The 18,545-nt window shown below is 61.2% G+C and carries 14 protein-coding genes; 5 read left to right on the plus strand and 9 right to left on the minus strand.

The features are described 5' to 3' along the window. The coding region (locus LD28_RS0108430; protein WP_033136533.1) for a cation:proton antiporter at positions 1–1,414 on the minus strand (1,414 nt) is incomplete at its 3' end. Between the two features lie 139 nt (positions 1,415–1,553). Between LD28_RS0108430 and LD28_RS0108435 the strand changes: the two genes are divergently transcribed. Further along, entirely contained in the window at positions 1,554–2,456 is a 903-nt protein-coding gene (locus tag LD28_RS0108435; protein WP_033136534.1) for a GGDEF domain-containing protein, read from the plus strand. 87 nt (positions 2,457–2,543) lie between these two features. On the opposite strand, the gene tilS is transcribed toward LD28_RS0108435, so the two are convergent. Continuing rightward, positions 2,544–3,902, minus strand: a complete 1,359-nt coding sequence (gene tilS / locus LD28_RS0108440; RefSeq protein WP_033136535.1) for a tRNA lysidine(34) synthetase TilS — start codon at positions 3,900–3,902, stop codon at positions 2,544–2,546. 180 nt (positions 3,903–4,082) lie between these two features. On the opposite strand from tilS, the gene LD28_RS0108445 reads away from it, so the two are divergent. Beyond that, a complete protein-coding gene (locus LD28_RS0108445) occupies positions 4,083–6,116 on the plus strand; it encodes a M13 family metallopeptidase (RefSeq protein WP_033136545.1) in 2,034 nt (677 codons plus the stop codon). Between the two features lie 59 nt (positions 6,117–6,175). Beyond that, positions 6,176–6,625, plus strand: a complete 450-nt coding sequence (locus tag LD28_RS0108450; RefSeq protein ID WP_033136536.1) for a PliI family lysozyme inhibitor of I-type lysozyme — start codon at positions 6,176–6,178, stop codon at positions 6,623–6,625. 76 nt (positions 6,626–6,701) lie between these two features. On the opposite strand, the gene pdxY is transcribed toward LD28_RS0108450, so the two are convergent. The 3 genes from pdxY to cadB all read right to left on the minus strand — a co-directional run bounded on the left by pdxY (position 6,702) and on the right by cadB (position 11,200). Further along, positions 6,702–7,562, minus strand: coding sequence for a pyridoxal kinase PdxY (pdxY, locus tag LD28_RS0108455; protein ID WP_033136537.1), 861 nt, complete (start codon positions 7,560–7,562; stop codon positions 6,702–6,704). Between the two features lie 93 nt (positions 7,563–7,655). After that, on the minus strand, positions 7,656–9,788 hold the full coding sequence (locus LD28_RS0108460; RefSeq protein WP_033136538.1) for a lysine decarboxylase CadA: 2,133 nt from the start codon (positions 9,786–9,788) through the stop codon (positions 7,656–7,658). Positions 9,789–9,865: 77 nt separating this feature from the next. Further along, on the minus strand, positions 9,866–11,200 hold the full coding sequence (gene cadB, locus LD28_RS0108465) for a cadaverine/lysine antiporter (RefSeq protein ID WP_033136539.1): 1,335 nt from the start codon (positions 11,198–11,200) through the stop codon (positions 9,866–9,868). Between the two features lie 590 nt (positions 11,201–11,790). Between cadB and LD28_RS0108470 the strand changes: the two genes are divergently transcribed. Continuing rightward, positions 11,791–12,099, plus strand: a complete 309-nt coding sequence (locus LD28_RS0108470; RefSeq protein ID WP_033136540.1) for a hypothetical protein — start codon at positions 11,791–11,793, stop codon at positions 12,097–12,099. A gap of 188 nt (positions 12,100–12,287) precedes the next feature. Here LD28_RS0108470 and cadC read toward each other — a convergent pair whose 3' ends face one another. The 3 genes from cadC to LD28_RS0108485 all read right to left on the minus strand — a co-directional run bounded on the left by cadC (position 12,288) and on the right by LD28_RS0108485 (position 16,516). Next, on the minus strand, positions 12,288–13,841 hold the full coding sequence (gene cadC, locus LD28_RS0108475) for a lysine decarboxylation/transport transcriptional activator CadC (RefSeq protein ID WP_033136541.1): 1,554 nt from the start codon (positions 13,839–13,841) through the stop codon (positions 12,288–12,290). A gap of 393 nt (positions 13,842–14,234) precedes the next feature. Beyond that, entirely contained in the window at positions 14,235–15,515 is a 1,281-nt protein-coding gene (yjeH, locus tag LD28_RS0108480; RefSeq protein ID WP_033136542.1) for an L-methionine/branched-chain amino acid transporter, read from the minus strand. A gap of 101 nt (positions 15,516–15,616) precedes the next feature. Next, on the minus strand, positions 15,617–16,516 hold the full coding sequence (locus LD28_RS0108485; RefSeq protein ID WP_033136543.1) for a LysR family transcriptional regulator: 900 nt from the start codon (positions 16,514–16,516) through the stop codon (positions 15,617–15,619). Positions 16,517–16,672: 156 nt separating this feature from the next. Between LD28_RS0108485 and LD28_RS0108490 the strand changes: the two genes are divergently transcribed. Next, a complete protein-coding gene (locus LD28_RS0108490; protein WP_033136544.1) occupies positions 16,673–17,701 on the plus strand; it encodes an MBL fold metallo-hydrolase in 1,029 nt (342 codons plus the stop codon). Positions 17,702–17,768: 67 nt separating this feature from the next. Here the strand turns inward: LD28_RS0108490 and LD28_RS0108495 are convergent. Further along, positions 17,769–18,545 (minus strand): serine/threonine protein kinase (locus tag LD28_RS0108495; protein ID WP_033136546.1); only part of this gene is annotated, 777 nt, incomplete at its 5' end.

Below are 18,545 nucleotides of genomic sequence, written 5' to 3' on the forward strand. Positions count from 1 at the left end.
TGATCACCAACCGCGCCCGCAACAGACCGGCGGCCAGCAGAATATCGCGGCGGCTGGCATCACCGAAGGCCACCTGCTCCCCCGCCAGCTTGGCCTCGCTCACCCGCTCGGGGTCGAGGTCGAGGGCCAGAAAGGGGATCTCCTCGATCTTGAGGAAGCGGGCACAGGTCTGCCCGGCCCGACCAAATCCGGCGATGATGACATGCTGGTTCTTGCTCAGGCCCGACTGGGCAACCTCGGAGCGGGTCAGCAGCGCCGGATCGGTGAGGCTGCGAGCCAGCGAGTGGGCCTGGGTCACCAGCCAGGGGGTCATGGCGATGGAGATGATCCCCATTCCGATCAGCCGGGAGACCAGCTGCTGATCAAGCAGGCCGTGGTGGAGCGCCAGTGCCAGCAACACAAAGCCAAACTCCCCCACCTGACTCAACATGATGCCAGCGGCCATGCTGTCGCGCTTGCGCTCCCCCATCAGCCGTCCGGCCAGCAGCACCAGCAGGGATTTGCACAGCACCAGCAGCACCACGCAGATCAGCACCTGCCACCACGCCTGCGCCACCAGCACCCAATCCATAGCCATGCCGATGGTGATGAAGAAGAGCCCCATCAGCACGTCGCGAAAGGGCTTGATGTCCACCTCCAGCTGATGGCGATAGTGGGACTCCCCCAACATCATCCCCGCCAGAAAAGCCCCCAATGCCATCGACAGCCCCAGCGAATAAGTCATAAAGGCGGCGAGCAGCGCCACCAGCAGGGCGCTCAGCACAAACAGTTCGTCGGAGCGAGCCCGCGCCACCTCGTGAAACAGCAGCGGCAGCAACCACTTGCCGACCGCCAGCAGGGTGAAGAGGGCAAACAGCCCCTTGAGGGTGGCCCAGGCGATCTCGGCGGCCAGGGCGCTGCCCTGCACATCCGGCTGGGCGAGAATGGGGATCATCACCAACAGGGGCACTACCGCCAGATCCTGGAACAGCAGCACGCTCACCCCCAGCTGGGCGCGGCGGGTGTGCAGCTGCTTCTGCTCCCCGAGCTGCTTGATCACCACCGCCGTGGAGGAGAGCGCCAGCGTCCCCGCCACCACCAGCGACTGCGCCAGACCCAACCCCCACCACCAGGCGATACCAAAGAAGAGCAGGGAGGTAAGCAGCACCTGCAGCCCCCCCACCCCCAACACCAGTCGGCGCATCGCCAGCAATTTCGGGAGGGAGAACTCCAGCCCCAGCGAGAACATCAGAAAGACGATCCCGAGCTCGGCAATGGTCTGCATGATCGACTGGCCGGTGATCACCGCCAACCCGTGGGGGCCGAGCAACACGCCGGCAATCAGGTAGGCGAGGATCACCGGCAAGCCGAGGCGTCGGAAAGTTGCCACCAGCAGGACGGCGGCGAACAGCAGGATCAACAGGTCGGTGTACAAATTTTCCTCTCCTTTTATCGACTTAAGTCTAGTCAGCCGATCATCGAGCCAGGAAAGATATATTGGGCATACCAATTGCAAGAACGACGACAGGAAAGGGGTATGCAAGAGCAGTAATCAGGTATACAGGTGGAAGACCATGGAAAATACGTCGTCAGTTAATGGCTTGAGCCATGGCATCGAGCAGTGGGTTCGCCAGATGGAGCGGCTTACGCCCTTGCCCAGCATTGAACGCAACCAGTTGCTGGAACAGTTGTTGGGCCAGAGCGATCTTGGCAGCCTGCTGACAACTTTTGCCGATCGTGCGGCAAGAATTGTCAGGATCCACGGCCTCTACCTCGATTGCGGCCAGCCCCATGTGCTGATCCAGCACCCACCGCTGGCCACCCTCAGCCTGCACAACTATCCGTTCGAGCTGCGCGGTCAGCACGGCCAGCTGCTTGGCCAGCTCCACTACGAGCTGGAGCATCCGCTCAGCGGCAGCCAGCAACGGGTACTGATGCAGTACCATCAACTGCTCTGCCTGCTGCTGCCCCTCTATCTGCGGCTGGAAAAACTGGATCAGCTGGTCCGGCTCGATCACCTGACCGGCCTTGGCAACCGCTCCTACTTTGACGAGGCCATCGGCCGTGCCATCGAGCAGCATAGCCGCGAGCCCCACGGTCTGGTGCTGGTGCTGCTGGATCTCGATCGCTTCAAGCAGATCAATGACACCTGGGGTCATCCGGTGGGGGATCTGGTGCTGAGCCGCTTTGCCCAACTGCTCAAGGGGTGTATCCGCAGCACGGATCAAGCCTTCCGGCTCGGGGGGGATGAGTTTGCCCTGCTGCTGCAACCGGCCGAACCCGAGGCGTGGCGCCCGGTCTGGCTGCGACTGCAGCATATGTTGATGACCAACAAGGAGCTCAGCACCTTCTCGGTCGGATGCAGCCTTGGCGCCGCCAGCTGGCAATCCGGGGTCGATGTGCCAAGCCTCTACGAGGCGGCCGACAGTCACCTCTACGCCCGCAAAAAAGCTGGCAAGGCGAGCCATAATGAATAATCCCGAACTCTTCTTTGCTCCGGCACATGCGCGCCATGTGACCGGAGCTTCTTTTTTGGGGCTCCCCCCGCTCAGACCGAGATCACCTCAGGGGAGAACCTGCTCGGGCAGAACCGGGGCCGCCCCGCTCTCCTGCCAGTGGCAAACCAGCCCGGCCCCCTGCGCCAGAAAACCGTCGCAGACAAAAAGCCCCACCACCGCCGCTATCTGCTCGCCATAGTAGAGGATGGGGATGCGCCCCCGCTGCCACGAGGGCACGCCATACTCCTGCAGCAGCTTCTTCATCCGCCGACTGCCGCCCCGTCCCACCGGTTTGAGGGGGATGCCGGGCGCCACCTGAAAACGTACCGAGAGCGGCTCGTCCGGCTGGGGGGAACGCAGCAGCCCCTCGCCGTGCTCCGCCATGCGTACCACCAGCTCGCCCAACCCGTCCGGCAGGGTCAGCGGCTCACCCACGGTCAGCGGCAACACCTGATGACAGGGTTGCAGGTCAGGGCTCACCAGATAGAGCCGCTCCTGAAAACGGCGGCAGCTCTGGCGCCCCCAGTTGAGCTGGGGATTGGCATCGCCGCGCGCCAGCGCTACCTCCTGCCACAGCCGGACAAGCTGCTCACGGGATGGCATCTCGCCCCCCTGACGGCGGATCCAGTAGCGCAGCAGGTTGTTGCGCCGGGTGGGTGAGAGGGCGTGCAACTGGCCGATATGGAGCGCCTCCCCCTCGCCCGCCAGCTGCCAGTCGCTCTCGGCCAGCTCCTCCAGCAGCACCTCCTGCTCGGCGCACAGGGCCATGCTGCGCGCCGCGGTCTGGGCCATGGCGGGCCAGCGCGCCTTGAGCTGGGGGATAAGCGTCTGGCGCAAAAAGTTGCGGTCATAGCTCACGTCCTGATTGCTCTCATCCTCCACCCAGCCAAAGGGGAGGCTCGCTGCCGCCTCGGCCAGCTCGGCGCGACTCATATCGAGCAGCGGGCGCAGCAACAGGCCGCCAGCAAAGGGCTGGCTTGGCAGGATCCCCGCCAGCCCGCGCAGACCGGCACCGCGCTTGAGGGCCAGCAGCAGGGTCTCCAGCTGATCGTCCTGATGGTGGGCAGTGAGCAGCCACTCCCCCTCCCGCAACCGGGCCGTCAGCCGCTGGTAACGGGCGGTACGGGCCTGCGCCTCCAGACTCTCGCCATTGCCACGAGCCAAGGTCACCCGCTCGACCAGCAGCTCCACCGCCAATTGCTGACACACGGATTCACAATGCGCAACCCACTCATCGGCATGGGGGCTGAGGCCGTGGTGCACGTGCAGGGCACGCAGTGCAAGGCCATGCTCGCGGGCATACTGCGCCGCCAGCACCAGCAACAGGGTAGAGTCGAGGCCGCCACTGAAGGCCACCAACAGACCGGCGGAACCTTCCGGCGCTGGCATAGTCAGACAAAAGCGAGAATAAAGATGAGAAATCATAGGCTTCCCCAAAACGGACCGGCCGATCTTAGCAGAGTCGGGCTTATCAAGCTGCAACCCTGCTGCTAGAGTGAGGCTCGCCCGCACTCTCCACCAAGCTGGCCGCAAGGCGGTCGCACAACCGGTTGGAGCAAGGAAGATGGGCAGGGAAGCAAACAACCCGAATTGGAATCAAACAAGATGAACAATAAGAAAAGCTTACTGGCCGGCCTGATTGGACTGGCCCTGCTGGCTGGCTGCAGTCAGGCACCGCAAGAATCCCCCAAACACTCCGGGCTGGCGCTGGCCAATATGGACACCCAGGTCAAACCCGGCGATGACTTCTTCCGCTACGTCAATGGCAAGTGGCTCGCCACCGCCAAGATCCCTGACGATCGCCCCGCCGATGGCGCCTTCTACATGCTGCGGGACAAATCCCTCGCCGATGTGCGGGTGCTGGTCGAGGGGCTGGCCAAGCAGGATGCCGCCACCGGTACGCCGACCCAGCAGATCCGCGATCTCTACGCCAGCTATCTGGATCAGGCAGGTCGCGATGCCAAGGGGCTCACCCCGCTGGCACCGGCGCTGGCCGATATCGACCGGATCGGTGATCAGGCCGCACTGGCCCGCGCCTTTGCCCAATCAGGCCGCATGGGCGGCGGCGCGCCGTTCGGCATCTGGATCGACGCCGATGCCAAATCCCCCGACCGCTATGCCGTCCACCTCTATCAAGGGGGATTGGGGCTGCCGGATCGGGACTACTACCTCAAGCAGGATCCCGAGAGTCAAGCGATGCGCCAGAAGTACCAGCAGCATATCGCCGCCATGCTGGGCCGCCTCGGGGAGTCTGACCCGAGCGGCAAGGCCAAGCGGATTCTGACCCTCGAAACCCGGCTCGCCACCATCCAGTGGGATAACGTGGCCCTGCGGGATCGGGAGAAGAACTACAACAAACGCCCCGCCAGCGAGCTGGCACGGCTCGCCCCCCACCTCGACTGGCAGGCCTATCTGAACGCCGCGGGCATTGCGGGCCAGCCGGAACTCATCATCGGTCAGCCAACCTATCTGAGTGCGCTGGATCAGGTGATGGCCCAGACCCCCATCGCCGACTGGCAGGCCTACCTCAAGTGGCAACTGCTGACCGACTACGCCCCCTATCTCGACAGCGAAACCGACCGGGCCAACTTTGCCTTCTACGGCACCACGTTGAGCGGCACGCCCAAGCAGCGCGCCAACTGGGAGCGGGCGCTCGGGGTGCTGAACGATCATCTGGGTGAAGCGGTCGGCCAGCTCTATGTGGCCCGCTACTTCCCGCCAGCGGCCAAGGAGCGGATGGAGCAGCTGGTGGAGAACCTGCGCACCGCCTACGGCCAGAGCATCAAGGAGCTCGACTGGATGTCGCCCGAGACCAAGGCGCAGGCCCTCGAGAAGCTGGCCAAGTTCCGCCCCAAGATCGGCTACCCCGACAAGTGGAAGGATTACAGCGCCATCGCCATCCAACCGGATGATCTGGTAGGCAACCTGCAACGCTCGCAAGCCTTTGAATATGCAGACAGTCTGGCGCGCCTCGGCAAGCCGGTCGACCGGGACGAGTGGCACATGTCGCCGCAAACGGTGAACGCCTACTACAACCCGAGCAACAACGAGATCGTCTTCCCGGCGGCCATCTTGCAGCCCCCCTTCTTCGACATGACGGCGGATGATGCGGTCAACTACGGCGCCATCGGCGGGGTCATTGGCCACGAGATGGGCCACGGTTTTGATGATCAGGGGGCCAAATCCGACGGTGACGGCATGATGCGCGACTGGTGGACGCCGCAGGATCTCAAGGAGTTCCGCTTCCGCACCAGCCGTCTCGTGGCCCAGTACAACCGCTTCGAGCCCATCAACGGCCAGTTCGTCAACGGCCAGTTCACCCTGGGGGAGAACATCGGCGATCTCGGCGGTCTCACCATCGCCCACAAGGCCTACGAGCTGTCACTCGATGGCAAGGAGGCACCGGTGCTGGATGGCTTTACCGGCGAACAGCGCTTCTTCCTCGGCTGGGCTCAAGTGTGGAAGGGGATGTATCGCCCCGAGCTGATGCAGATGCTGCTGCGCTCCGACCCCCACTCGCCCCCCGAGTACCGGGTCAACGGCGTGGTGCCGAACGTTCCCGCCTTCTACGAGGCATTCAACATCAAGCCGGGGGACAAGCTCTATCTGCCGCCCCAGAAGCGGGTGAAGATCTGGTAACAGCATCACCGCGGGCTCCCCCGGGAGCCCGCGGTCAACAGACTGCAAGAGGTTGCAAGATGAACAGAGCATTGATGATCGCAGGGCTGCTGACCCTGCCGCTGGCGGCACAAGCACAAACACAAGCCGAAGAGGGATTTAGCAAACAACTGACCCTGCCCTCCGGGCAGGTGATCCGGGTGGCGCAGGGGGCAGGTGAACCCGCCTCAATCGGCAGCTATGACGTGCGGCTCTATTCGGGTCAAAACGCCCAATTTCCACTGGATGAGTTTCAGGATGGCAAGGTGATGGCTCGCAACGGCTTTATCCGGGAGCTAAAGCTGGTCGATTTGAATGGCGACAAACAGCCCGAGCTGGTGGTCATCATCGAGAGCGCTGGCAGCGGCAGCTATCAGGATGCCGATGCCTACACCGTCAGTCCGCAAGGGGAGCTGGAGATCTTCAATCAGGTCAAGGAGCTGGAGCCCAAAGAGGATGTGATCAAGGCGCTCAAGAGCCCGCAGGACTAAGCCCTCTCCCGAGATCTTAAATGTGAAAAGCCCTGATTATCAGGGCTTTGTTGTTTTTACCGTCGGCGTAGACAGCTCAGAGACGGGTCGCCCGGATGGAGACCTGCGGCAGCGCCATCTCGTGCTGGGCCGCGACCAGTTGCAGCTCGTAGGCCCCCGCCAGCCAGGTGCGAGCCAGCACTGCATCGACGCTGGCGTTGGTAAGCTCGAACGCCGCCACCGGGCTGCAACCGGCCAGCAGATTGGCCAGCAGGGTGGCGCTTAGCAGATCCCCCACCCCGATGGGGTGGCGGGCAAAAGGGTAGAGCGGGCGGGAGAGGTGAAAAGCCCCCTCCTCGCACACCAGCAGCATCTCGAAGCGGTCCATGGCAAAACCGGCTTTGCCCAGATGTTTCACCATCACCAGCTTGACCCCTTGTGCCCGCAGCTGCTGGCACGCCTCGATGGCCTCCGGCACATTGCGGATATCGCGGCCGGTGAGCTGTTCCAGCTCCAGCAGATTGGGGGCCAGCATATCGGCGCAGGCCAGTGCACGGTGTTTCAGAAAATCGGCGACGCCGGGTGCCACTATGCACCCCTTGTCGGGGTGACCCATCACGGGGTCACAAAAATAGAGGGCGGCCGGATTGAGCGCCTTGAGCCGGGCCACCGCCGCCAGGATCTCCTCCCCCTGCTCGGCCGAACCAAGGTAGCCGCTCAAGATCGCATCGCACTGGGCCAGCACGCCGATCTCCGCCAGCCCGTTCACCAGCTGACGGATATGGCCGCCGGGCATCACCATCCCCTGCCAGCCTTCGCGGTATTGGGTGTGGTTGGAGAACTGCACCGTGTTCATCGGCCACACCTCGATCCCGAGGCGACGCATGGGAAAAACGGCGGCGCTGTTGCCGGCACAGCCAAAGACTACGTGGGATTGAATGGAGAGCACTCGCTTCATGGTTGGCGACTCACGCAATAAGAACAGGAATTCCGGAGGGAAAAACGGGCCTTGCGGCCCGTTGTTGTCACTTTCGATGGTTGTCACTGTCGATTAACGCAGCACCTTGACGGTGTAGCTGCCATCGGCCTGACGATAGAGGCCGTGGATGTCGGTCTCGAAGCCCGGGTAGTGGGCACCGATCTCGCACAGCATCTCGAGGAACTCGAGCACCGGCAGGGAGTCGGCAGTCACCATCTCGCCCGGCAGTACCAAGGGTACTCCCGGCGGGTACGGCAGGATCATGTTGGCGCTGATACGGTCAACCATGTCACGCAACGGCACCTCTTCCAGATTACCCGCCAGCTCCTGCTGCCATGCAGCGTGCGGGGTCATCTTCATCTCCGGCAGCACGTCGAACGCCTTGAACATCAGCTCCGGCAGACGGTATTTGCAGGTCAGATCGTGGATGCTCTGGGCCAGCTCCTGAATGCGCATCCCTTCGTAGAAGCTCGGGTCTTCACGATAGAGGCTCGGCAGGATGTTCTTGATGGTCAGGTTCAGGTCATAACCACGCTTGAACTCGGTCAGGGCACGCAGCAGCTGCATCGCCTTGGACTGATCGATACCGATGGAGAACAGGAACAGCATGTTGTAAGGGCCGGTCTTCTCGACCACGATGCCGCGCTCGTCGAGGAACTTGGAGACCAGTGAAGCAGGGATACCCTTCTCCAGCAGCTGGCCATCACGACCCATACCCGGAGTCAGCAGGGTGACCTTGATGGGGTCGAGGTACATGTGGTCATCATCGATGCCGTTGAAACCGTGCCAGTCATCTTTCGGATCCAGCTTCCAGCACTCGACGGTGTCGATGTTGTCCGGCTGCCATACGTCGAAGAACCAGCCTTCGCTCTGATCACGCAGACGCTTGATCTCTTTGCGGAAGGAGACGGCGCGATCGATGGAGTCCTTGATCAGACGCTTGCCGGTGTTGCCCCGCATCATGGCGGCGGAGATCTCGGTAGATGCCACGATGCCGTACTGCGGCGAAGTGGAGGTGTGCATCATGAAGGCTTCGTTGAAGGTCTCTTCCTCCACGTCACCCTTGATGTGGATCATCGAGGCCTGGGAGAAGGCTGCCAGCAGCTTGTGGGTGGACTGGGTTTCATAGAACACCTTGCCCGGCATGGCTTCGCCGCTCATGCCGCACTTGCCTTCATAGATCGGGCTGAAGTTGGTGTAAGGCACCCAGGCACTGTCGAAGTGGATGTAAGGGGTGTCCAGCGCCTCCTTGATGAAGCCGGTGTTGTAGAGCAGGCCGTCATAGGTGGAGTTGGTGATCACGGCGTAGCGCGGCGCCTGGGCACCCGGGGTGGCGGCGACCTTGGCGGCGATGGTTTCGCGGCTGAATTCGCTCTGCGGGATACCGCCCAGAATGCCGTAGGCGTTGCGGGTCGGACGGAAGTAGATCGGGGTCACGTCGTTCATCATCATCAGGTGAGTGAGCGACTTGTGGCAGTTGCGATCAACCAGCACGGTGCTGCCCGCTGGTGCCGAGAACATGCCGACAATCTTGTTGGCGGTGGAGGTGCCGTTGGTGACGATGTAGGAGCGATCGGCGTTGAAAGTACGGGCGATGTACTCTTCGGCTTCCTTGTGCGGACCGGAGTGATCCAGCAGGGAGCCCAGCTCCGGCATGGAGATGGAGACGTCTGCCTTGAACGCGTTCGGGCCGTAGAAGTCATAGAAGATGCTGCCGGCCGGGCTCATCTGGAAGGCGGTACCGCCCATGTGACCCGGAGTACAGAAGGTGTATTTACCCTCTTCCACGTATTTGAACAGCGCCTTGGTGAAGGGCGGCAGGATGGCGTCCTGATACTCCTGAGTGGCCTGGCCCATCTTGAGGGCGATGTCGTCGGCCATGCCGAGACGATACTCGAAGAAGTGCACGTTCAGACGCAGGTCGGTCAGGTGAATGTCCAGGGTAGACTGGTCGTTGGCGAAGGCGAAGATCGGCAGCTTCTCGTTGCGATCGTGGATCTCCTTGCACAGGCCCAAGGAGTATTTGTCCCAGTCGAAGATGGCGCCGCAGACGCGGGGGTTCTTCTCGATCAGCTTCAGCAGATCGGCCACATCGACCGGATAAACAACCTCGAAGCCCTTGCGCTCGAGGGAGGCTTGCAGCTGGCGAATGGGTTCTTCTTTAAAGAAAACGCCCAGGTGGTTGAGGATGGCAATGATATTCATCGTAATGCTCCACACGTAAAGGGGCGCTCTCCATCAGGGATGGTGAGTGAAGAGCGCTCGGAAGATAAAAGGGGGAATTAGTTGCTGGGTTGCTCGTTGAGCAGGGCGTCGTGCTGACGCAGACCCTGTTTTTTGGCGTAGAACATCAGGATGATGAGCGACACCACGAAGGTAGCGGTGAGGTTGGAACCCTTGGCACCCATCAGGGCGACCAGACAGAAGACACAGGCCACACCGGAGAAGATCATCGCGCCGATGCTGCGGGAGGTCATGCCCTCAAAGCGGATCAGGTTAATGCTGGAGTAGAAGTAGGGCAGCATGGTCAGCAGCACCGCATCGGTAGTCAGCACGTTGAAGAGATCGGCAGCGTGAGCGGACTGGGAGGTGAAGGCGGTCAGGCCAATCATCAGGGCAGTCATCTTGAGGGAGCCGAGGATCAGCCCCTTCTTGGCCACGCCATTCTTGTCCACTTCGCCGTAGATTTTCGGGAAGTTGCCGTCGTTGGCGGCACGCTTGCCCGCTTCCCCCACCAGCATCATCCAGGAGCCCAGCGAGGTGAAGCAGGCCAGAGCGGTGAAGGCAGAGACGAACGGCGCAGACCAGCTACCGAAGATAGCGGAAGAAGCCATGGCAAACGGGGCGCCGGAGGCAGCCACTTCACCAGCCGGGAACATGCCGCTGATCACCTGGGTAGAGAGGATGTAGATAACACCCGCGATACCGGTACCCAGCATGGTAGCGAGCGGTACGGTGCGCTTGGGGTTCTTCACCATGCCGGACGAAACAGCAGCGGATTCAACACCGACGAAGGACCAGAGGCAGATCAGCACGGCGCTGATGACCGCATGCAGGTCGCTGCCACTGGTGGTGTTCCAGTTCTGGCTGTAGACGGTGGCATCAAAATGACCCCAGCCCATCACCGCAGTACCGACCACTGGCAACAGGATCAGCACCAGACCCAGAGTACAGAGTCGGCTCACCCAGCTACCGCCAAGCAGGTTGACGAAGGTGAAGATCCAGACGGCAGCGATGGTGGCTGCGGCGGCCGGAATTGGGCTGTTGAGAATGGGGAAGAAGACCGAGAGGTAGGAGACGCCGGTAATGGCGATGGCCAAGTTACCGATCCAGTTGGCGTGGTAATAAAGCACACCGGTCTGGAAACCGAACACCGGAGAGATCTCGCCAGCGTAAGCAATGGGGCCACCCTCTTGCGGGTTCTTGGTAGCAAGGCGGGCGAAGACAAAGGCGAGGCCCATGGCGCCTACCAGACAGATTGCCCAGCTAAAGACAGAGATGGAGCCGATGGTGGCCAGTGCCGAAGGCAGCAGCGCGATGCCACTCCCCATCATGTTGCCGGCCACCACACCTGTACAGGCGATAAGGCCAATCTTCTTGCTCGTATCGAGGGACATAAGATCTCCGGTTCTATAAAAGGTCGGGTCGTCACATACACATTTGGCGGAACGCCCCGCCAAAGAATGGGCACAGACTAGGCCTCTCATCCCCGGAAAACATAAAGACCAGCTAACGGATAAAAATATGAGCCAACTTTTTTCGTCGCCTCATTATTTTTGATAAAAACCATTTAAAAACAATTAATTGACATGCGCTCACACCGCCATATTGATAAAACCTTGATATCCTTCCACCCCGTTTTTGCCCCTTGATAACCCCCTTATCTCGCCGTCTTGATATTTTTGGCCAGATAAACCCGAGATAAAGCGGCTCCCATTGCGCCCCCTCCCCTTGCGACCATCCGAACGCCCTCCGGACCATCACCCTGAGTGGCCGCTCAACCCTGTCGCCCATCAACACAGCAATAGCAACACCTGGACGTTCAACAGCAAAACCCGACGCTCTGTAACTGACAAGCAATGAAAACAGTTACATTGTTAATTCAACATGTTGCTCTCTCACAGAATAGGTAGTGTCTTTATGTGGATTCAAACGCTATTCAGCTTCGCTTATCTATCATGTTTCCCCATTTAGGGAGATGAAAAGAATGAGTGACCAAATCCGCTTCTTCTACGGGGAAAAGAAGCACAACACATGGCCAAAGCTGTTCGTCTTACATGAGGGCATTCTCTATACCGAGTATCTCAACCACTATCACAAGGCCATAAGCCGTGATGTAGTCGGGAGAAACTTCAACCCTAAATTTTATAGCTGGAATGGGTATCAGACGATTGTCGAGATAGATAAAGAGACCGCATTGAAAACCAAGCTCATCAAACAAATTAACTGGATTGCTCAATACCTAGAGACACTGAAACTTAAGCAAATTGACTGGAGTATGCCCCCCGCCAAGTAGACAACACGTTGGGACTGCAGACCTCTGTTTACGTTCCACCAACCCACTTGATGCTCACAACAGCTCAACAGCGCCACACAGGCTATCCCTAAGGATAGGGACAGGCAGGAACGACACAGGCCGCCCGAAGGCAGCCTGTGGATGGGGTCGGCAACCGCGCCGACCGAGGGGAAACAAGAGCCGCAGAGTTAGAAGAGCTTCACCTTGCTCTGGCCCAGTGCATTGAACAGGGCGGGGGTGAGGGTCTCCATATTGCTGTAGAAACCGAGCTGCTGGCAGAGCAGATAGGTCTGCTCGGTCGCCTCCATCAGGAATGCCTGACTGTAGGCATCCCCCGCCGCCTCCGGGCGACCATCCAGCTCCGCCAGCTTGCCCTGCAGTATGTAGTAGAGCACCGAGCGGCCACGACTCGCCGCCTGCTCCAGCAGATAGTCGGCCTGCTGTTGTTGGCTGTTAAGGATCGCCTGCAGGGTCAGGGCCTCCCACACCCGGGCTGGCAGGGCGCCGCTGTTTTGCACCACGCTGGCAAGATGGGTGCCGATCCCCTGCAGCCGCTCGCTCTCGGATTTGCCCGCCAGGGTGGCCAGCGCCTCACCCGCCAGATAACGCTCCGCCAGCAGCAACGGCTGATCCGGATGGGCAATCAGCGCCTGCTCCAGCAGATCGATGCCCCGCTTGAGGGCCACCGGATCCCGGCTATTGATGTAGTACTGCGCCTCCATCATCGCTATCAGGGAGGCATCATCGGTCGGCCAGCCCATGCCCGGCTCGGCATCCGGCTGGTCGAGGGCGCGCAGCAGATCCTGACTGCTCGCCTGCAACACCCCGTGCACATTGTGGCGACTGAGCTGGTATTGATGGCTGAACAGCACCCGGTTGGTGTTGATATTGCGGTACTCCAAGTCGAGATAGGTGCCCCGGGGCTGGCGGGTGACCCGCACGCTCAGCTCTTTGCCGGGCATGATGCCCCCCATCAGATTGGTGGCGCCGTACTGCACCCGCAGCGGTGTGGCTACTGCCACCTCCCCCATCAGGGCGCGGGTGATGCCATCGGCAAGGCGCACGTTCTCGTTGTTGTCATCCATGCCGGAGTGGAAACGGAATACCAGCAGATTGGGATCCAGCATGGCGTGTACCTGAGGGCTGGTGTGCTGGTAGCTGAGCATGCTGACAATGGCGATCAGCACGATGGCAACGAAGATATCGAAACTCACCATCTTCCAGCGGCTGCGGGCATCCTTGGCATGGGTGGAGATGGCGCGGGTCAGGGGCCCGGCGGGAAAAGGGGCGACATTGGGCAGTGCATCATCGTCGTTATCAGCCACGGGTGGGCTCAGATCGGAGAGAGTCGGGTTGTCTGAGAGAGCGGCATTGACCGCGGGCGCGGGCTGTTCGTCCGCCATCACCACGGAAACAACATGCAGCGGCCGCACCGGCGCCACCAGCTTGTAGCCGCGCTTGGGCACGGTGACGATATAGTCGGTCGCATCGGTGCGACCATCTTTGAGGATCTTGCGCAGTTCGAAGATGGACTGGGTCACTACCTGATCGGTCACCTCGGCGCCATCCCACACCTCGTTGATCAGGGCATCGCGGCCAAACACGGTGCCGGCATTATGGGCCAGAAACCGCAACAGATTGACCAGTCTGGGTTCGAGGTAGACCTCGCGGTCGGGGCGACACAGCATGTTGTCGTCAACGCTCAGGGTCCAGTCGTGGATCTCAAAAACCGATTCGCTCATGATTCACTCGCTGCAGATGGAGACAATGCACGATGAGAGTGACGCAAAACCCGGACTGACTGAACGGAACAGGGCGCTGCCAGCAGGGAAGCGGCAGAAAAGGGAACCGGAACAGTGAATATCGCTGTGAGTCAGTCTGGCCAGGCCATCCTGTTTACGTCTGAAGGGCATCCTTGCGGGCATTCCGACCATCGGGATCGGAAAGGAGCACTTTAAGCAAAACGAGAGCTGGATCCCACTTTTTTTGGCTATAAATCGCCGTTGAGTTGATCCGACCCCGCACTTTTCGGCAAATAGCGTGCCAGCTAGTATTCATATGAACATCCCATATGCCGAAATCAAAAAAGCCCTGAACATCAGGGCTTTCTCATTTTTCCGACAATCGGGGAGACGTTACTTCGCCACCGGGAACGCATCCTGCTGACGACTGCGGCGCAGATAACGCCGCCACAGCGAGAAGCCGCCGTAGGCAAGACTCAGCACCACCGCATAGAGCACCTGAGAAGCGAGCGCCACCAGCACCAGAGCGCAGAGCAACACACTGACCCCCGCCAGCCCCTTGCCCACCCCGCCGAGCAGGCGCCAGCCCGCCGCCATGCAGAGCAGGTAGACCAGCACGAAGTTGCCGTTGGCGTAGCGGATCAGCTCATCAAGGGGCAGTCGTAGCCAGATGATCAGGGTGATGCAGAGCAAACAGATGGCCAGCACCAGGCTGAGCGCCCGCAGCGGTGCGCCGCGCGCGGTAAGCTGCGCCAGCGAGGGGGGCAGCTTGCCTTCCCGCGCCATGCTCCAGATCAGCCGGGCAAAGCCCTGAATATAGATGTTGATGCTGGCAAAGCAGGAGAGGTAGCCGAGTACCGCCACCAGCCACTTGGCGGTGGGGCCAAACAGCAGCGCCAGCAGGGAGGGGATGGCGGTGGCGTTTTTCGCCTCATCGCCGTAGAGGCCATATTTGAGCACCACCAGCGAGTGCACCCAGTAAATAAGCCCCGCCAGCAGTACCCCGCCGAGCAGGGCGATGGGGTAATCCCGCTCCGGCCGCTTGAACTCCTCCCCCATATGGGCGAAGGCTTCCAGCCCGACGAAACACCAGAACATCACCGCCAGCGCGGTGGCCATAGGGGGCCACTCCTCCGCGCTCGGCAAGGGCCGGGCCGCATCGCGCCAGCTCACCTCCCCCTTGAACCAGATCAGCAGGGTGAGCCCCAAAATGGCGAGCGCGATCAGCAGTTGCAGGTTGCCGGAGGAGCGCGCCCCGCGCAGCCCCAGCAGGAATACCCCGAGCAGGGTCAGCAGCTGGATGGCCCAGAGGGTCCACTCCCCCATATCGAACAGGGCGTGCCAGAAACCGGCGGCAATCATCAGGGCGGCGGGCAGCCCCACCGGTAACACGGCCAGAAAGAGGAAGGCAGAGAAGCGCTCGGCGCCGTTGCCAAAGGCGAGGCCAATCAGGTGCGGCGCACCGCCCGCATGGGGATAGCGACGGCCGAGGCGGGCGAAGGTAAAGGCGATGGGCAGCACCAGCGCAATCAGCAGCAACCAGGCCCAGAGCGAGGCCCCGCCCGCCAGCGAGGCGGCGGTCGCCGGTACCACGAAGATCCCGGTGCCGAGCAGCGAGGTGGCGAGCAGCCCCATCCCCTGCCAGAGCCCGAGATCCTTTTTCAACCCAGACATATCCTTTTGTCCTGACTAAAAAAACATCCCGCCATGTTAGGCCTGCTCCGCCCCTTTGTTAAGTACGATGGTTAAGCGCGGCGGCGAGAATATGCACTGATTTATTCAGGCTCGGGCTCAGATTGCAGGGATTCGGCCAGAAAATCCCCCAGCAGGGTGATCTTGAGCACCTGCCGCCGCGCCGCCGGATAGATAAAGTAGAGGGTCTTGGCCGGGCTCTGATAGCGGCCAAGCAGCGGGAACAGACGCCCCGTGGCGATATGGTCGCGCACCTGTTCGGCGGGCTGCAAGGTGATGCCGGCCCCCGCCAGTGCCGCCGTCAACAAGGCTGGCCAGTGGTTGATGCGCAGGCGCGAGGCCACCCGCACCTCTTCGTTTTGACCATCCTCACCGACAAACTGCCAGCGTTCGTGCTCACCCCAGTTGCCGTGCAGGCACTGGTGGCGAGTGAGATCGGCCGGATGACGGGGTACCCCGTGACGATTGAGGTAGTCGGGCGCCGCGCAAAGCCGGTAGTGCTGGGTCAACAGCGGGCGGGCGATCAGCGCCTCATCCTGCGGGCGCAGGGTGCGGATGGCGGCGTCGAACCCCTCCTCCACCAGATCGACCCAGCGGGGAGTGAGCTGCAGATCCAGATCCAGCTTGGGGTAGCGGGCGAGAAAGGCGGGCAGCAGTGGTACCAGCCGGTGGTGACCAAAGCTGAGGGGGGCGGCGATGCGCAGTCGACCGGCGGGCTCGGCCAGCAGGTTCTGGGTGAGCGATTCGGTCAGTGCCATCTCCTCCAGCACCCGCTGGCAGCGAGCCAGAAAGAGCTGGCCCAGCTCGGTGAGGGTCTGCTGGCGGGTGGTCTTGTGAAACAGCTTGCCCCCCAGCCACTGCTCCAGCCCCAGCACATGCTTGCCCACCATCTGGGCGCTGATCCCCTCTTCGCTCGCCACCGCGCTGTAGGAGCCGAGATCCACGACCCGGGTGCAGATACGCATGCTGGTCAATCGGTCCACAACCCCTCCTTTGCCCGCTTTTCAGGGCAATGCGACCCACTGTCGGGCCCCTGATTCACAACTACCAGTTTAGTAAGAAATGGATTTTAGCCAATTTATCCATCCTTTAGTTACCAATAGAGTGATGCAGTACCTCTCCCCACAGGATAAATCCCCATGAAAAGTACTTATCTGGCCGCACTACTGGTCGGTCTGCTGGCCACCGGTGTCAGCCAGGCGGCCGAGAGCAGCTTTATCAGCAACCACGATCACGCCCCTGCCTCAGCAACTCAAGCCCGGCCCGATATCTTCCGGGTCAGCCTGCTCGGCACCGGTACTCCGGTACCCCAGATCAGCCGCGGCGGCTACAGCACCCTGGTCGAGGCGGGCAACCAGAAGCTGGTGTTCGATTTTGGCCGCAACTCCGCTACCCGCCTGTGGCAGCTGCATATCCCCATCGGCCGGGTCAACGCCTTCTTCCTCACCCACTTCCACTCGGATCACACCAACGGGCTGGCGGATCTCTGGCTGACCGGCTGGCTGCAACCGGCCTATGGCCAGCGCCACGCGCCGATGGCACTTTACGGCCCCAAGGGCACCACCGCCCTCGCGCGCGGCCTGCAGCAGGCCTACGCCACCGACATCGCCACCCGGGTCAAAGATGAGGGAACGCCGCTGGACGGGGTGGAGATCAACAGCCACGAGGTCACCGCCGGGGTGGTCTACAACCAGGACGGGGTCAAGGTAACCGCCTTTGACAACGACCACGGGGTCAACATCAAGCCGTCGTTCGGCTATCGCATCGACTACCACGGCCACAGCGTGGTGCTCTCCGGCGATACCCGCTACAGCCCGCAGGTGATGAAGCAGGCCAAGGGGGCCGATCTGCTGGTGCACTGCGTCTCCATGACCTCTGCCGCCCGGATGAAGGCCAACCCGGGCTACAAGGCGATCGCCGGTCACCTCGCCTCCCCCGAGCAGGCAGCCCGAGTTCTCAACGAAGCCAGACCGGCGCTGACGGTATTCAGCCATATCGGCCTCAACGGCCAGATCACGGTGAAAGATCTGGCGCAGGATCTGCGCGCCCGCTACACGGGGCCGTTCGTCATCGGCAATGACCTGATGCAGATTGACCTGCCCACCACGGCCTCCGGCAAGGGCTACGCCCTCTGGCAGTCGGAGAACATCGACAATGCCCAGCCCTGAATGCCGGCCATAAAAAAAGCCGCCTCTTGCGAGGCGGCTTCTTCATTCAACTTGGTAACCAGCGTTATCAGGCAATCAGCTTGTAGATGATACCGGACATGGCGATCAGGCCAATCAGGGTCACGAACACGTTGCTGATGTTGCCAGCGTATTTGCGCATGGCCGGAACCTTGGTGATGGCGTACATCGGCATCAGGAACAGCAGCATTGCAATGATCGGGCCGCCCAGGTCTTCAATCATACCGAGGATGCTCGGGTTGATGGTGGCGATAGCCCAGGTGGTCAGGATCATGAACACTGCAGTGATTTTGTTCAGTTGCTTGGTGTCAACGTTCTTGCCCTTCTCACGCAGCGCCTTGGCCATCAGACCGTTCATGCCTTCTTGGGCACCCAGGTAGTGACCCAGGAAGGATTTGCTGATGGCAACCATGGCGATCAGCGGAGCCACAGTGGCGATAACCGGGTTGTCGAAGTGGTTGGCCAGGTAGGACAGGATGGAGATGTTCTGTTCTTTGGCAGCAGCCAGGTCAGCCGGAGAGAGGCTCAGTACGCAGCTGAATACGAAGAACATCACGGTCATTACCATCATGACGTGAGCGCCCAGCAGGATGTTGCTGCACTTCTTCTCGGCACCTTCCCCGTAACGACCTTTGTTGTCCACCGCGAAGGAGGAGATGATCGGGGAGTGGTTGAAGGAGAAGACCATTACCGGGATAGCCAGCCACAGGGTCTTGATGAAGTCACCGTTGAAGGCGTCGGACAGGGCCGGAGCTTCAGTGATGATGGCACCGTTCCAATGCGGGATCAGGTAGAACGCCAGGCACATCAGGGTGATCACGAACGG

The sequence above is a fragment of the Aeromonas finlandensis genome, assembly GCF_000764645.1.
Lineage (GTDB): Bacteria > Pseudomonadota > Gammaproteobacteria > Enterobacterales > Aeromonadaceae > Aeromonas > Aeromonas finlandensis.

Excerpts from the sequence above, each read along its gene's own strand:
- pdxY (WP_033136537.1), bottom strand. The coding sequence starts at position 7,562 with ATGAAGCGAGTGCTCTCCATTCAATCCCACGTAGTCTTTGGCTGTGCC.
- tilS (WP_033136535.1), bottom strand. The coding sequence starts at position 3,902 with ATGATTTCTCATCTTTATTCTCGCTTTTGTCTGACTATGCCAGCGCCG.
- yjeH (WP_033136542.1), bottom strand. The coding sequence starts at position 15,515 with ATGTCTGGGTTGAAAAAGGATCTCGGGCTCTGGCAGGGGATGGGGCTG.
- LD28_RS0108450 (WP_033136536.1), top strand. The coding sequence starts at position 6,176 with ATGAACAGAGCATTGATGATCGCAGGGCTGCTGACCCTGCCGCTGGCG.
- LD28_RS0108490 (WP_033136544.1), top strand. The coding sequence starts at position 16,673 with ATGAAAAGTACTTATCTGGCCGCACTACTGGTCGGTCTGCTGGCCACC.
- LD28_RS0108445 (WP_033136545.1), top strand. The coding sequence starts at position 4,083 with ATGAACAATAAGAAAAGCTTACTGGCCGGCCTGATTGGACTGGCCCTG.
- LD28_RS0108470 (WP_033136540.1), top strand. The coding sequence starts at position 11,791 with ATGAGTGACCAAATCCGCTTCTTCTACGGGGAAAAGAAGCACAACACA.
- LD28_RS0108460 (WP_033136538.1), bottom strand. The coding sequence starts at position 9,788 with ATGAATATCATTGCCATCCTCAACCACCTGGGCGTTTTCTTTAAAGAA.
- LD28_RS0108435 (WP_033136534.1), top strand. The coding sequence starts at position 1,554 with ATGGAAAATACGTCGTCAGTTAATGGCTTGAGCCATGGCATCGAGCAG.
- cadC (WP_033136541.1), bottom strand. The coding sequence starts at position 13,841 with ATGAGCGAATCGGTTTTTGAGATCCACGACTGGACCCTGAGCGTTGAC.
- cadB (WP_033136539.1), bottom strand. The coding sequence starts at position 11,200 with ATGTCCCTCGATACGAGCAAGAAGATTGGCCTTATCGCCTGTACAGGT.